This is a genomic window from Arthrobacter sp. 05T444, from assembly GCF_056395905.1.
This window is the reverse complement of the sequence record NZ_JBFTKK010000006.1, coordinates 155,405-169,146: the sequence shown is the minus strand read 5'-3', so window position 1 is coordinate 169,146 and position 13,742 is coordinate 155,405. Positions and strand designations below refer to the sequence as shown.

The window sequence follows — 13,742 nt, the reverse complement described above, 5'->3', positions numbered from 1 at the left end:
ATGATTGAGATCCTGAACCCCACCGAAGTGGCCCGAGCAAAAGAGACAGGCGCCCTGGTCGCTGACATCCTGCAGACGCTGAAGAGCCGGGCCACGGTCGGCACGAACCTGCTGGACATCGACCGGTGGGCCAAGGCCATGATCGCCGAGGCGGGTGCGTTGTCCTGTTACGTCGACTACGCGCCATCCTTCGGTCGCGGACCGTTCGGACACTACATCTGCACGGGCGTCAACGACGCCGTGCTCCACGGACTGCCACACAACTACTCGCTTGCCGACGGCGACCTGTTGACGCTCGACCTTGCCGTCTCCAAGAGCGGAGTCGCTGCAGACTCTGCCATCAGTTTCATCGTGGGCGACTCCCAGCCCCCGGCGAGCGTCGCGATCATCAGCGCGACCGAGCGCGCGTTGAGCGCAGGGATAGCTGCTGCCGTACCGGGGGCTCGCATCGGCGACATCTCCTATGCCATCGGCTCCGTCCTCAGCGAGGCGGGGTACCCGATAAACACCGAGTTCGGGGGTCATGGCATCGGATCGACGATGCATCAGGACCCGCACATTGCGAACGCCGGACGGCCCGGCCGCGGATACGAACTGCGTCCCGGGCTGCTGCTGGCACTGGAGCCGTGGGTCATGGCGGACACCGCTGAACTCATTAAGGACGCCGACGGGTGGACGCTCCGAAGTGCGACTGGCTGCCGGACAGCACACAGTGAGCACACGATCGCTATCACCAACGACGGAGCCGAAATCCTCACCTTGACGACGCAGGCGCACTCGTGAGACCGGAGCCAGCCTGAATTCGCTGTTTTTCGTCAAACCACGGCGGCCTTTGGGGCATACAGGGTTCCGTCCCGGCCGCGGCATCGTCCAGCCAGTAGACGCAACCAACAGGTAGGCTTCTGCGAGTGATGGGGACACAGAAATGATGACAAAGGCTGCAGATTCAGCCGCCCGCTTCCCTTCCGCAAAATTTTCTCCACTAAGGAGCCCGTACGTGGCCGAACCCCGCGCGTCTGTCAGTTTCGATTTCGACCACAATCAGGTTCAGCGAATCGTGTTCGCTGGCTGAACCTGGTCTCCGGCCAGACCCACGGTGCCGAGGAGTTCACGGCCGCGGGACAGCCCCTGACGCCGACGGCCAGTGACAGTGCCGTGCGCGTGCCCGACGCCAACGGCGTGGGCACCGTTATCAACGACCCGGACCCGGTGTATGACGACTGCTCGAACAACAGCAACCTCATCGGAATGACCGGCCAGACGAACGGGATCGGTTCCCGCTCCGCCCGGCTCCGCGCCGTCCTCCGGAACGAGGACTGATCCGGGGAGCGACGCCGGGTGCCACCGGCGGACTGTAGCTGGTTGTTCTCACAGCTTCAGACGGATGCCCCACACCTTGTACCAAGGTGACGGGGACGGGGGCCCAAACGGGGCCCCTCGCTGCGGCCGTCGCCCAATGCTTCTGCAAGGTGCCCCTGTCCGGGGTAGCCGCTGGCGAACCCCACTGGGGGCGGACGCAGGAAAAGCCCCGCGGCCTTGGAGGGAATACGGGGCATTTCCTGACGTCAAGCCCGCCAAGTCTGCGACTCGGTGGGCCTTGTGTCCAAGGTAAAAGTCCTTCCTGAGAATTGCCTCCGAAACTCCGAGGAATTCGCCGTGTCCGTGACGCTACTCGGGCGGTGCCAGGGGTTTTCGTCAAGGGTTTCCGCAGGGTCGCTTCCCGATACTGGCATCCACGCCGGCCATGGACCGGAGTGCATCATCGGCCCGGACTCGGCCCGGTGAAGTCTGGGGCTTCTGAGGGGAGTTTTCCATGAAATCTGAAAGAAACCATCAACGGGTGGCGGCCGGTCTCGCGGCCGGTGCGCTTGCCATCCTGGCGGTGCAGAGCGCAGCAGTGCCGGCTTCGGCGGCCATCAACGCGGTCCCGGTCGCGCCGCATTCCATTCTTGTTTTCCCGGTCCGGGACTTCGTCTCGGCATCCGGGTATGCCAGGACCGATGTGGCCACTGTTCAGGTACTTCGCGGCGGGGCCGTCATCGGTACCGCGTCCAACCTCATCCCGCAGGACGATCCCGGGACGCCGGGCTTTGACGGTCTCGTGGAAGTCAACCACCCCGGTGGAGGTTGCTGGGACGGTGTCACACCGGACATCCGCACCGGGGATGTCGTCCGCGTTCTCACCGCCCCCACCGTCGGGGACGAGACCTTCACCGCGAACGTCACCGTCACCCAGCAGGCCACGAAGACCGGACCCGGCACCGTGGTGATGAAGGGAACGGCTGTCGCGCCTGGCGGCGGACAGATTCCCATCGACCAGATTGAGGCCCGAATCGTGGCCAAGAACCAGTCCTTCGTCCTCAACGGCAAGCGCACCCTCCGGGCCAGCGCCGCCGCCGGCGATGACGGCGCCCTGGCCTACGACGGCCCGGGCCTGACCACCTGGACGGCCACGTGGACAGGGCTCACAGGCGTCAGTGGATTCGATGGTATCTCCGATGCGGACAGGGCATCGAACCCCGTCAACTCCGAAAGCCGCGGGATGTGGCTCGGCCGCAACCCCGCCCTCCTGACAGAAAACACGATCTTCGAGTTCGGTCAGATCGGAGGCCCCACCGCCCCGTGCACAGCGCCGCTGGCGAAGGGTCCGTCGATTCCCGACATGACTGCCGCTTCGGACACCGGCAGCTCCACCACGGACAACATCACCCGCAACGTCAGTCCCACCTTCACCGGTGCTGTGGCACTCCCTGATTCCACGAGCGCCACGCTGTACGTAGACGGGGTGGCCAAAGGCACGGCCGCGGTCGCCGCAAATGGCAGCTTCTCGCTGACCCCGACCACGGCTCTGACCAACGGCCGGCACACCATCACGGCCAGCGAAACCACGGCCGGGGGAACCGAAACCATGTCGGCCGGTTCCCTTGCCGTGACGGTCGATACCGTGGCGCCCCTCGTGACGGCGAAGGCCCCGGCAGTTAACTCCATGGCGGTAAGCCAAACGGGCAATGTCACGGCAACCTTCAATGAGCCCATTTCGGGTCTCAGCGCTGCGCGCTTCACGCTGAAGAACGCCGCCGGAGCCATCGTTGCCGCACCCGTGACCTGGACCGCTGCGACCCGCGTTGCCACCTTGAACCCGACGGCGACCCTCGCCGCGGACAAGCGGCACACGGCAAGCCTGACGGCAGGCCTCACGGACCTCGCGGGCAACCCGCTGGCCCCGTCCTCCTGGGTCTTCACGACCGGGCCCAGGCCAGTCATGGCGACTAGGACACCAGCGGTCAACGCCACCGGTGTCAGCCGGACCGCCAACGTCACGGTCACCATCAGTGAGGCCGTCACCGGTGTCGCAAACGGAACCTTCGCGCTGAGGAACGCCACCACAGGGGCGCTCGTCAGCTACGCGGTCAGCTACAACGTCTCCACCCGGGTGGCAACACTGAACCCGAATGTGACCCTGGCCGCCACCACGAGATACACGGCATCGATGTCCTCAAGCATCAAGGACGCCGTCGGAAACACGCTCGCCGGAGGCTCCTGGAGCTTCACCACCGGCCGGTAGTGCACCCAGGTAGCAGGAGGTCCGCCCGGCACCCCCCGACAAGGGGGTGCCGGGCCGACCTCATGGGGCCGCGTGTGGAAACTGAGAGCCTGAGCAGCTCACGGACAGACCTCGACGGTGGCCCAGCGGACCCGAACGTTGACTGCCGAGGACAGTCGACGCTGACTCCTCCGGTTCGACCACTTTGTCCGAAGCCTGGATGGCGAGGGCAGGTTCCTACCGCTAAAGGGTGCGGGGCCGTCCGGACCAGGAGACTCCACGGAGGCTACTCGGCACGGTCCCTACGCAAATCTACAAGGACGTCCAGGACCTGGGCCCGATCATCCCGGTCCATCCCACCCGGCTGCGCCTGGACCGCTCCCGGCGGCTGGCTCCCGGCCAGGTCTACGTGACGCGGACCGGCACGCTGTACCACCCGCCTGGTGTGCGGTCGTCGCCCGCAAATGGGACAACGACGCCGGCGGGCTGATCCTCATCTCCTAAGGCACGGTCGGCCGGGGCAAGGAATGCATCGCTCACCGACTGAGCCGCAGCTCTTCCGGCCGCCCTGCCCAACAGATAGTGTTGGGCTATGGAAAAGCAGCGGAAGACCGTGGAGCAGACCGTCATCCTGAAAGGCGGCGGCCGCGAGACCCCGGTCAAAATGCGGAACGGCGTCATCCTTCTTCCCAAAGGATTCAGCGTGGCACCCAGACGCGCCCCGGCCCGGCACAGGACACTGAAGGCGGTCACGGTCAACCTGGCAGGTCTGAGGGACGCGCCGGACTACCGTCCGCAGGCCATCACGCAGCGGCTGGTGAACGCGCTCGGCAACAACGCGGTGGCGGCCCTCCTCGGAGTTAATAAGGACAGGCCCGGCCGGTGGGTCTCCGGTCAGGACGCGCCGAACGAAGAGAACCGCGCCCAGCTCGCGGACCTCGATGCCCTCGTGGGCCATCTGCACAGCGCGTTCACCCCGGCCCAGGCCAGGCTCTGGCTGGAAGGCCAGGACGCCCACCTGCGCGCCCGCCCCATCGACGTGTACCGGCTCGAGGGTGCAGCGCCGGTGATCGAGGCGATCCGCGCCTTCGAACAGGGAGCGTTCGCCTAGGTGGAGTTCTGGCGCGTACTCAACTGGCACCCCGATGCTTCCTCCCCATCCGAGAACGGGCACCCGCTCTACATTTGGCCGCGGCAGGGCGCCGGCCGGGTGGACGACCCGGACCACCAATACATGGTGCTCTACGTCGGCGACTCGGCTGAGGGTGCCGTGGCTGAAGCCCTCGGGCGGTACCCCGTTTGGACTTCTGACATCCTGGCCCCGCCACCGGGAACACCTGACGGCACGAGGAAAGCGCTGGTGAAGTACGAGGGAGATCCGTCGATCCTGGATCTGGATGACCCGGAGGTGCTGCAGGACTGGTCCCTGCGGCCCAGCAACGTTGCCTCCCGGGACCGGGCCTCCACCCAGCAGTGGGCGCGGTCCATGTATGAAACCGGCGACTACGCCGGCCTCTCCTGGTGGTCCTTCTACGAGCCCCGCTGGGCAAGCTTCGGTCTGTGGGACGTTACCGGGGTGACGCTGGCCGGCGACCCGGAACCACTGACCATGGCCCATGATGCCGTTCAGGAGGCAGCTGCACTTATCAGGCGAGTCATCAGCTAGGCCGGTCCAAGGAATGCACGACGGTGAGCCACTGAAGCACCGCCAGGCCCGCCGTCTGCGCTTGTTCCTGATGAGGACCAACCGAGGGGACACGTGGAGCAGCTCGCATTGACGGCATCACTCGAGTCCTCCGCGAAGACCGGAAAGTTCTCTTGGTCCCAACACCCGCCGGGAGCGCCAACCGGCTCCACGAATGGGTAACCAACTATCTTGAAGACAAGATCCGGGACTGAAATCCCTTTGAGCTGGCTAAAAAGGAACACTATGGCTGGGAACAAAACCCGGAATGAGATCTGGTACTACTCCATCTTTGGCGCGGTAGTCCTGATCGGGACTGTTGCACTCATGCTGTTCGGCAAAAACCCACAGGTGTCAGATGACATCGGGCCCCTGCTTGCCGGATTGGCGGTGAGCATCTACCTGTTCCGCTTCGGCGTACCTTGGGTATGGCTCAACTTCCTGCTCCTTGCATCGTTCCTCGTCGTCGGCCTCCTGCTGGGGCAGCCCGGACTCATGTGGATGGGCGGATACGTTGCAGGGTCGCAATTTGGTGTTGCTTGGCGGCTTGCGGTCGTCCAGCCAAAGGTGCGGTCCGAGTGGACCGTCAACGGTCGGGGTATCGGCACGTTGACCGAGGCGCGTAAGGTGGCCCAGGAAGCGCTGCACTCCCTGGACGGGGACAAGCGTGCGCGAGTCGTCGTTGAGCACGGCTCAGCACGCTTCGAGGTCGCCGGGACCTTGCCATCGAAGCTGGTATGCCACCGGAATCCTGATGCCGACGATGAGAACTCCTGGGCGATCCTGTCCCGGACCGGACATGCCTCAGATGAGTCGGTGGAAGTGCCGATGGGCCGGATGAAGGGTTTCATCCCGTCGCAATTCGTACACGACATTGGACCTGTCGAGGCGGCGCTGGAGGACTTCCTCAAGAATCCGAAGCCTCAGCCGCTGAGGCGGGAGTGGAACACCGACCCGATTGCATTCGACCTGCGCCTTAGCGTCCAGAGCAAGCACCCCGGAATGGAGACAGAGATGACTACCGATGTAAACGCCCTGACGCTCGACATGCTTAAGTTCGCGGGCCTGCTCAGACTCATCAGCCAGCCGCAATTGGCCCAGAATTATGAATCCCTCGCGGTGGAACTTCGATCTGATCCCTCAGATCAGGGCGTGGAAGATGCTCGGGAGTGGGTCCGTACAACACTCAGGGGAGGCAGCGGCGGCCTCGGTGACGTGTACGTGCAGAAGAAGGACGGATCCCTTGATGAGGTACTGGACCAGGAATATCAGGAGCTGCTTCAGAGGCTGACCGATTTTGCCAATGGTGGTGAAGCACCCCTATCGCCCTTGCTCAAGCAAATCGGGAACTCCATGTTCGCCAATGGATACGCATACTTCCGCCAAGTTGAAGCTCCGGTCCGCAAGGGGCTGCTCGTGCGTGGTCACACCATGTACGAAGTGATGACAGAACCGGGCGCGACGCGCCGTGTCGGGTGGAAGCAGTTGGGTGAAGCTCTAGGGCATGGACCTCAGTCTTCCCGGAGGGACATGCAGGAATGCCAAGCCGCAGCCGACCGCCTCTTCCGGGAGGGCCGGAGCGACGACTGGGTTCACTACTCAAGCGCCCAAGTGGTGCCGGGAGAGTCGCTGCAGGGCCTCACATGACGTCTCGGCTTCAAGGCTCTGTTCGAGGCATCTAGCCCTCACCGCCCCATCACGTCCAGGACGTCGAATATGGTGCGGAGCAGCACCAGGGCCAGACTGCACGCCGCGATCCACAGGCCGGTGACCTGGACGCCGGTCAATTTGGCACTCCCTTGCTCTTCCATCTGAGACCACTCTTCACTTGTTGGGGAATCATCGTAGGGGCCAGGAACTGACACTCAGGCGGGGGCGAAAATGGTCCCGATCGCGGCGACGCACAGCATGTCCATGACGGCTGTGTATACATTGGACCTGGGTTTCTCGCCTGACGGTGGGGCCGCACCCTGCCGACCGGGTGGGACCCCTGCAGAGCCTTGACGCTGCCAAAGCGGCCGCGGAACAAGATGCAGGGAAGCCGCTGCGGTGGCGCTGGATGGAGAACCGGCAAGTGTGGCGGGCCGAAGTCGGCTACCAGCGCGCCGCGGAGATTAGCAAGGGCCATCCTGGAACGCACTGACGTGGGGGTCGGCCTGATGACCTGATCATCCGGGCTGGCCGCCGGCCGCTGGCCCCTTTCCGGTAGCTCCGCTTCAGAGAAACGGGTAAAGGGGGAAGATGTCGGGAAGATTCAGCGCCGCGCGTGGGGGAACAGACTCTTCATCAGGCCCGACTGTCGGTGGGGCAGCGTCGTGCTGAGGCAGGTCGAAGAGCTGGAACTGAGTCTTCGGCTTGTCTTCGAAGAGGCTGTTTGTGATGGTCGTTGGCCGGACTGGCATTGCTGACCCCCTTTGCTACCGCCGGAATTCATTCCGGCTTTGGTGAAGGAAAAACGCTCCTGCTGCCTGCCGCTCACCGCCCGGACAAACGCGGGCACCAAACCGGCTAAGCCTTAGCCCAGTCTTCCTCCCGCCCATCAAGTGTCGATCCGCCTTTCGTCAAGGTTTGCTCAAGAACCGTTTACATCTGCCATGAGTCATGCGACCTCGCCTGCTGCCGGGACCTGGACTGGCGCAAAGCCGAGTGTGGCTATGAGGAACCAGCGGCGGTGATCCTGCCCGAAGCGACCACGTTCTGCACCATGTGTGTGGAAAAGATTCAGGGCCTCAGGGACTGCCCGGCTCCGGCCGATGCCCGTTCGATGACCGGCCCTGCCCTGACGATGAGACCGTCAACCGGATGATCGAAGAGCGGACTTCGCGGATTGCCAATCACACCCGGGGCCTTTTGCCGTGGAGGTATAGCGAGGTGGACACCACACCGCTGAACGAGCGTCGACCGGAGCATGCGACGGCCGTGCCTCTCGTGCCTGCTGGCGCTGTGTGTTGCCACTTCCAACTTATCGCGTACATAGGGGCTTGCGGCAAGGCCCCCGTCATGCCTCAGACTGGCTCGGACGGGCCCTGAGAAGGTGTACGGAAAAGGCTTGGAGAAGCGGGGGTTGAGATGGTTGATGTGATTGTTGCCGGAGGCGGTCCGACTGGGATGATGCTGGCCGGTGAGCTGACGCTGGCGGGGGTGGATGCGGCGATTGTGGAGCGCCGCCCGACGCCCGAACTGGTCGGCTCGCGTGCAGGCGGGTTCCACTCGCGGACGATCGAAATCCTCGATCAGCGCGGGATTGCCGACCGGTTCCTCGCCGAGGGCAAGCCCGTCCAGGCGGCGTTCTTCGGGAAAACGATGCTGGACGTGAGTGACTTTCCTACACGGCACCCTTACACGCTCGGCCTTTGGCAGAACCATATAGAGCGGATCCTGGCAGGATGGATCGAGGAGCTGGGTGTGCCGGTCCACCGGGGGCTCGAGGTGGCCGGCTTCGCCCAGGACGACAGCGGGGTCGACGTGCATCTCGCCGACGTCGGGCCGATGCGCGCGCTGTACCTGGTCGGCGCCGACGGCGGGCGAAGTGCTGTCCGCAAGGCAGCCGGCATCGAGTTCCCCGGCTGGGATGCGACGAGGAGCAGCCTGATCGCCGAAGTGGAGGTGACCGAGGAGACGCCGGCGGGCATCCGCATCGACGAGGTGGGGATCCACGGGCTGCACCTGATGGAGGACGGGCGGACCACGCGGGTGATCGTGACCGAGAAGCAACTTGGACCGGCGACCGAGCCCACCCTGGCTGACCTCGGCAAGGCGCTGACCGAGGTCTATAACACCGACTTCGGTGTCCACACTCCGACATGGATCTCGCGGTTCACCGACGCCACGCGCCAAGCCGCGGCCTACCGCAGCGGCCGTGTGCTGCTGGCCGGGGACGCCGCGCACATCCATGCTCCTTCGGGCGGGCAGGGGATCGGGCTTGGTATCCAGGACGCCGTGAACCTCGGCTGGAAGCTCGCCCAGGTGGTCAAGCGCATTGCGCCGGACAGCCTGCTGGACACTTATCACGCCGAGCGGCACCCCGCTGGGGCCCGCGCGCTGAAGCACACGATGGCGCAGTCGATCATGCAGCGGGCCGACCCGCGCATCGGCGCGTTGGCCGACACGGTGGCCGGCCTGCTGACGATCGATGAGGCACGGAAGCGGCTGGGCGGACTCATTTCCGGCCTGGACCTCCGCTACGACCTCGGTGAGGGGCACCCGCTGCTCGGGCGCCGCATGCCCGATCTCGACGTCGTCACCGCCAATGGCACCCTGCGCGTGTTCACCCTCCTGCACGATGCCCGTGCGGTGCTGCTCAACCTCGGCGCGCCGGGCAGCATCGACCCGGGGCCGTGGGCGGATCGGGTGCAGTTGGTGGACGCCGCGTACGACGGCGGGTGGGAGCTTCCGGTGATCGGTGCAGTCAGCGCTCCTGCGGCCGTGTTGATCCGGCCCGACGGGCATGTGGCGTGGACAGGAGACGGGACTCAGCCAGGGCTGGAGGATGCGATGGCCGGCTGGTTCGGACCTGCGCGGCATTAACGCCCCGCGAAGTACCGGTGTTTCCGCTTTGTTGCACCTGATGCGGGAGTGCTTGACTGGAAGGTACGACGACGGCCACGCCGCCTTTTTCGCCGCCACCGGAGGTGCTCGAATGCGCAAAACACGTATGAGCTGATGGCCGGTATCTGGCCCACTGCCGACCGGAATCCTGACCTCTCGGCGCACCTGGTCGAGTTCGCCGGGTGTCCTGATTTGCTGCTCTGGACGGCTATCGGTCTCACGACCATCTGGCAGCTCAAGCGCCGCAGCGCAGTCAACGGCCCGGTGAAGCTGGCCGAAGCCGAAGCGTGGAACCCAGCCGTCGTGACCCGCTACGCAGTCGCCGCCGGCCGCCGTCGGCTTGACATGCACCGGGCGGAGCGCCGGGAGGCCGAACGTGCCCAGGCGAATGGTGCCGCTCCGACGGAACCGGAACAGCCGGAGTTCCGAGGCAGGGCTGGCGGCTCAACTACTTTGCGCCCGAACCTCGTCAGCACAGGTGCCTTCGACGCGAGGGTGGGCGGCCGAAATCGACCCTGCCTACCAGGCATAAGGGCAGCCGTCGGGGCCACGAGGAGTGCCCAAGCATCCTCAGCCCGAGGGGCCAGCGACGACTGGGGTACCAAAGCCCCGGTCTCAGAGGGCTTCAGTTCGTCGCCGGCCCCGGTCAAAGCCCGAACGCTCCGTGCTCGGGAAGTGGTGAAGCAGCCGCTGAGCCCCCGCGGCGGGGCATGAAGGGCTGCTTCACCTTCAATTCAACACTGGCCGCCCGGGCACCGCACCAGTGGCCAATACCTGACTTTGTGCGTGCCTGGCTACTCGCCTGCGCAGGTGTGACCGACGCGCGGATTTACGTCACCGGCATTCTGCAGGGCGGGTCCCGCCCCTATCGCCTAGCAGTCCGACCCAGACCCCTTAACCCGGCCACGGAAGCGATACTTCCCCATATGAGTCAGGACGCCCCCGTAAAGTAAGCAGGGTGAGCAGAATCAGCCCGTACGATGCATGGCAGCGCCTACTTGAAGGCAACGCGCGTTTTATCTCGGGAGATTCACTGCACCCGAACCAGAACGCCTCCCGGCGCAGCGAACTGGTGAACACCCAAAACCCGTTCGCGGTCATCTTTGGCTGCGCGGACTCCCGTCTCGCCGCAGAGATCATCTTCGACGTCGGTCTCGGAGACGTCTTCGTGGTGCGCACTGCCGGGCACGTAATCGACGACGCCGTTCTCGGCTCGATCGAGTACGGTGTCTCGGTGCTCCACGTCCCGCTGATCGTCGTCCTCGGCCATGACAACTGCGGCGCCGTCACGGCCGCGAAAGACGCCGTGGAAACGGGGGAGGTGCCCCAGGGCCACATACGCGACTTGGTTGAACGGATCACACCGTCGGTGCTGAGATCGCTGCGCGAGGACAAGACGGACATCAACGACATGGTCGTCGAACATGCCAAGCAGACCGTGCGCCGGCTGCTGGACAGTTCACGGGTGATCTTCGACGCCGTGGACGATTACTCCACCGCGGTCATCGGCGTCGCGTACCGGCTCGAAGAAGGCCGGGCGCAGCTCGTCTCTACATCTGGCGTCCTCTAAAGCTGGCGGACCCTGCGCATCCAGTGGCCGGATACGGCTAGCTCTCTCTCAACGCAGACCGTCTACTTGACTTCCTGCTGCCGTGGGCACGGTGACTGCGGCCGCTGGTCACGGTCGGTGACCGTGCAGCCAGCGCATGGCTTCGCACTCGTCCGTGAAGTACTCGGTGGGGCATGGAGGCTTGGGGAGGCCGAGCATGCCGTGGGCAATGACCCTGTCCACGGGCGTGGCGCCGAGAATGGCGAAGGCCCTGACGGTGGCGGCTTCGCTGTAGACGCTGATCGCCTCTCTGCTGACGGAACCGACGCCGGTGATTTGGAGCAGTACGACCGAGGGTTCCCCGCCCATGAGCGCCAGAAGCCCTTCGCTGGCAGCGGCTCCATCCTCCGCTGTCATTCGTGCCCCAGGTTTCAGGGTGATCCGAACGATTCCTTCGCTGATCAGATCCACGCCAACATTGGCGGCAGCGGTGTCCTGGAGTGATTGCATTCGTGTTTGGGTCCCATCACGTGGCGAGTTAGTTTGGCCGCACAGGGACGCTCGTCAGGTGCGGCATAACGCATACGCGTCTTCCGCTCACCCCCGTGGCCTGACCTGCTCAGCCTACTTGCTATTTTGCGTCAGACAAGTCGCAGTGCGGAGCGATTCCTCTGGGTGGTTGCGCCGCCATCACGACCCCAGCAGGAAGTCTGCCAGGGCGGTAGTGGTCCGAAACCCGCCAAGAGATTTCGTCTAAGGTCAGTCCGGTCATGATGTGCGGGACGGGTCGAATGATCCGGCGGGCGGGGAGTAAGCCAGCCCTTCAATGAGAGGGGCTCCGTCAGACTCGGAAACCAGGCGATTTGGTCGACCTCGTCGGCATCCTCAGCCAGGCGGACATCGCCGGGAACTACACGGAAGACTGGGCGGGTGGCGACCGTCACTTCGTCTGGTCCAACCGCGGCGGGGTCACTTTCCCAACCCACTCTCCGGGCGTACGCTGGGCGCCATCCAGTCGCCTGTATGGCGCTTGCAGCCCGGCCCAGGAAGGCAACATCAATGTCGATAGGCACCACGGGTAACTGGGACATGCCCAGCCGCTCGGCGCTGAAATGGCTCACCGATAACACCGGATCCCTGCTGCGCACCATAGCCGCCATCATCTGCAAGAGACCGGCGGACCAGCGGAGCTCTTCGGCCCTGCATCGACGCCGTGAACCTAGGACATTTGGATCATGACCGCAGCAGAGGTTCCGCACGGCATGTCGCTTCCGGGCCAGCCCTCCGTGGCCACTGTCGGCACTGTGGATCGTATCCTCGGCACCGCTTACGATCTGTTCTCCCGGCGGGGCATCCGGGATGTCGGCGTCAACGAACTGATCGAGTCGTCCGGGGTTGCGAAGTCGACCTTCTACCGGCATTTTCCGTCAAAGGACGATTTGGTCCTGGCAGTTCTGGCCCTCCGGGACCAGATCTGGTTCGCGGAGGTCGTTGCCGAGGCACAGCGCCGCAGCGGGACTCCGGAGGAAGAGTTGCTGGTCATCTTCGACGTCTTTGCTGACTGGCTCGGCAGCGGCGGCTACGAATCCAACGTGTTTATCAAAGTCCTCATGGAAATGGGCCCGGACCATCCCTTGGGCCGTGCCAGCGTCGAATACCTGGCCAGGATCCGAGGACACGTCCAGACCTTGGCCGAGGACGCCGGGCTGGAGCACTCCGATTTGTTCGCTCGGGCATGGCACCTCCTGCTGAAAGGCTCTGTTATCTCCGCCATGGAAGGCGATGAGGGGGCCGCCGAACTCGCCCGGCAGATGGCCAAGTGTCTCATCCAGCGCCACCGCCGCTGCATGCTCTGACGGAAGAGCAGGGGGTCGGGGAGTGCCCGCGTACTTGATGGGGAGTTCCCGTCTTTCCTAAAGGCCCCCTCCTGGTGACTGACTGCCCGGCCACCCTCATTGGTGGCTGCCCGAACCCGGACTTATCATGGCCGAGAGCGGACAGCCGACCCCGCCCGTCCTCTCCAAACAGCAGAAACGGAGGCGCAACATGTCCGGGTACTTTGAAATTATTGATGCCCCTGACGGAGGATTCCGCACTCGGCTCCGAGGGCCGTCGGGGGAAATCCTGGCCGTATCAGAGACCTTTCCGACGAAGCGACGGGCGGCGGCCGGCATTGGTCTCATTAGGGAGGTTGCCGGGACCGGCCTCATCCGGGACATGTCCTCAGGGCATCGCGGGGAGCCGTTCCGGCGCAGGCTTCGGCTCCTTCGGGCACAATCCGGTCGCACCGTGGTTGGCCAGCTCCGGGCGCATCCAGATCCTTCGTTTGACAGCGCGGTCACCGCCAGGGCGACTCTGCAACGAGCCGGTTCACGCCGCTGGCATTCCGTCACCTGACCTCAGGTGGTGGAGCAGGG

General features: G+C 64.7%; 13 protein-coding genes. 12 read left to right on the top strand and 1 reads right to left on the bottom strand.

Going from position 1 to position 13,742, the window contains the following annotated elements; all coding sequences use genetic code 11:
• The 10 genes from map (at position 1) to AC1DD3_RS08195 (ending at position 11,346) form a co-directional block, all read left to right on the top strand.
• Positions 1 to 783 (top strand): type I methionyl aminopeptidase, encoded by a 783-nt coding sequence (gene map, locus AC1DD3_RS08240; protein ID WP_230120417.1) that lies wholly within the window; start codon positions 1 to 3, stop codon positions 781 to 783.
• Between the two features lie 372 nt (positions 784 to 1,155).
• Positions 1,156 to 1,320, top strand: coding sequence for a hypothetical protein (locus tag AC1DD3_RS08235; protein ID WP_476881393.1), 165 nt, complete (start codon positions 1,156 to 1,158; stop codon positions 1,318 to 1,320).
• A gap of 493 nt (positions 1,321 to 1,813) precedes the next feature.
• Complete coding sequence (locus AC1DD3_RS08230; protein ID WP_476881392.1) at positions 1,814 to 3,565, top strand: Ig-like domain-containing protein; 1,752 nt, start codon at positions 1,814 to 1,816, stop codon at positions 3,563 to 3,565.
• A gap of 229 nt (positions 3,566 to 3,794) precedes the next feature.
• Positions 3,795 to 4,034, top strand: coding sequence for a hypothetical protein (locus AC1DD3_RS08225; protein WP_230120414.1), 240 nt, complete (start codon positions 3,795 to 3,797; stop codon positions 4,032 to 4,034).
• A gap of 102 nt (positions 4,035 to 4,136) precedes the next feature.
• Positions 4,137 to 4,655 carry a hypothetical protein gene (locus AC1DD3_RS08220; protein ID WP_230120413.1) on the top strand — a complete coding sequence of 173 codons (519 nt, stop codon included), beginning with the start codon at positions 4,137 to 4,139 and terminating at the stop codon, positions 4,653 to 4,655.
• Positions 4,656 to 5,210 (top strand): RES family NAD+ phosphorylase, encoded by a 555-nt coding sequence (locus AC1DD3_RS08215; protein WP_230120412.1) that lies wholly within the window; start codon positions 4,656 to 4,658, stop codon positions 5,208 to 5,210.
• A 264-nt stretch (positions 5,211 to 5,474) separates the two neighbouring features.
• The gene (locus AC1DD3_RS08210; protein ID WP_476881391.1) at positions 5,475 to 6,875 is read left to right on the top strand and encodes a hypothetical protein; all 1,401 of its coding nucleotides are present in this window, start codon (positions 5,475 to 5,477) and stop codon (positions 6,873 to 6,875) included.
• Positions 6,876 to 8,297: 1,422 nt separating this feature from the next.
• Complete coding sequence (locus AC1DD3_RS08205) at positions 8,298 to 9,755, top strand: FAD-dependent monooxygenase (protein WP_476881390.1); 1,458 nt, start codon at positions 8,298 to 8,300, stop codon at positions 9,753 to 9,755.
• Positions 9,756 to 9,890: 135 nt separating this feature from the next.
• Positions 9,891 to 10,490, top strand: coding sequence for a hypothetical protein (locus AC1DD3_RS08200; RefSeq protein ID WP_230118079.1), 600 nt, complete (start codon positions 9,891 to 9,893; stop codon positions 10,488 to 10,490).
• Between the two features lie 244 nt (positions 10,491 to 10,734).
• Entirely contained in the window at positions 10,735 to 11,346 is a 612-nt protein-coding gene (locus tag AC1DD3_RS08195) for a carbonic anhydrase (RefSeq protein ID WP_230118078.1), read from the top strand.
• Positions 11,347 to 11,454: 108 nt separating this feature from the next.
• Here AC1DD3_RS08195 and AC1DD3_RS08190 read toward each other — a convergent pair whose 3' ends face one another.
• Positions 11,455 to 11,835 carry a DUF7793 family protein gene (locus AC1DD3_RS08190; protein WP_230118077.1) on the bottom strand — a complete coding sequence of 127 codons (381 nt, stop codon included), beginning with the start codon at positions 11,833 to 11,835 and terminating at the stop codon, positions 11,455 to 11,457.
• 725 nt (positions 11,836 to 12,560) lie between these two features.
• Between AC1DD3_RS08190 and AC1DD3_RS08185 the strand changes: the two genes are divergently transcribed.
• Together AC1DD3_RS08185 and AC1DD3_RS08180 are read left to right on the top strand one after the other, a co-directional pair.
• A complete protein-coding gene (locus AC1DD3_RS08185) occupies positions 12,561 to 13,181 on the top strand; it encodes a TetR/AcrR family transcriptional regulator (protein WP_476881389.1) in 621 nt (206 codons plus the stop codon).
• 127 nt (positions 13,182 to 13,308) lie between these two features.
• On the top strand, positions 13,309 to 13,722 hold the full coding sequence (locus AC1DD3_RS08180) for a YegP family protein (RefSeq protein ID WP_354962134.1): 414 nt from the start codon (positions 13,309 to 13,311) through the stop codon (positions 13,720 to 13,722).
• Positions 13,723 to 13,742: the final 20 nt, after the last annotated feature.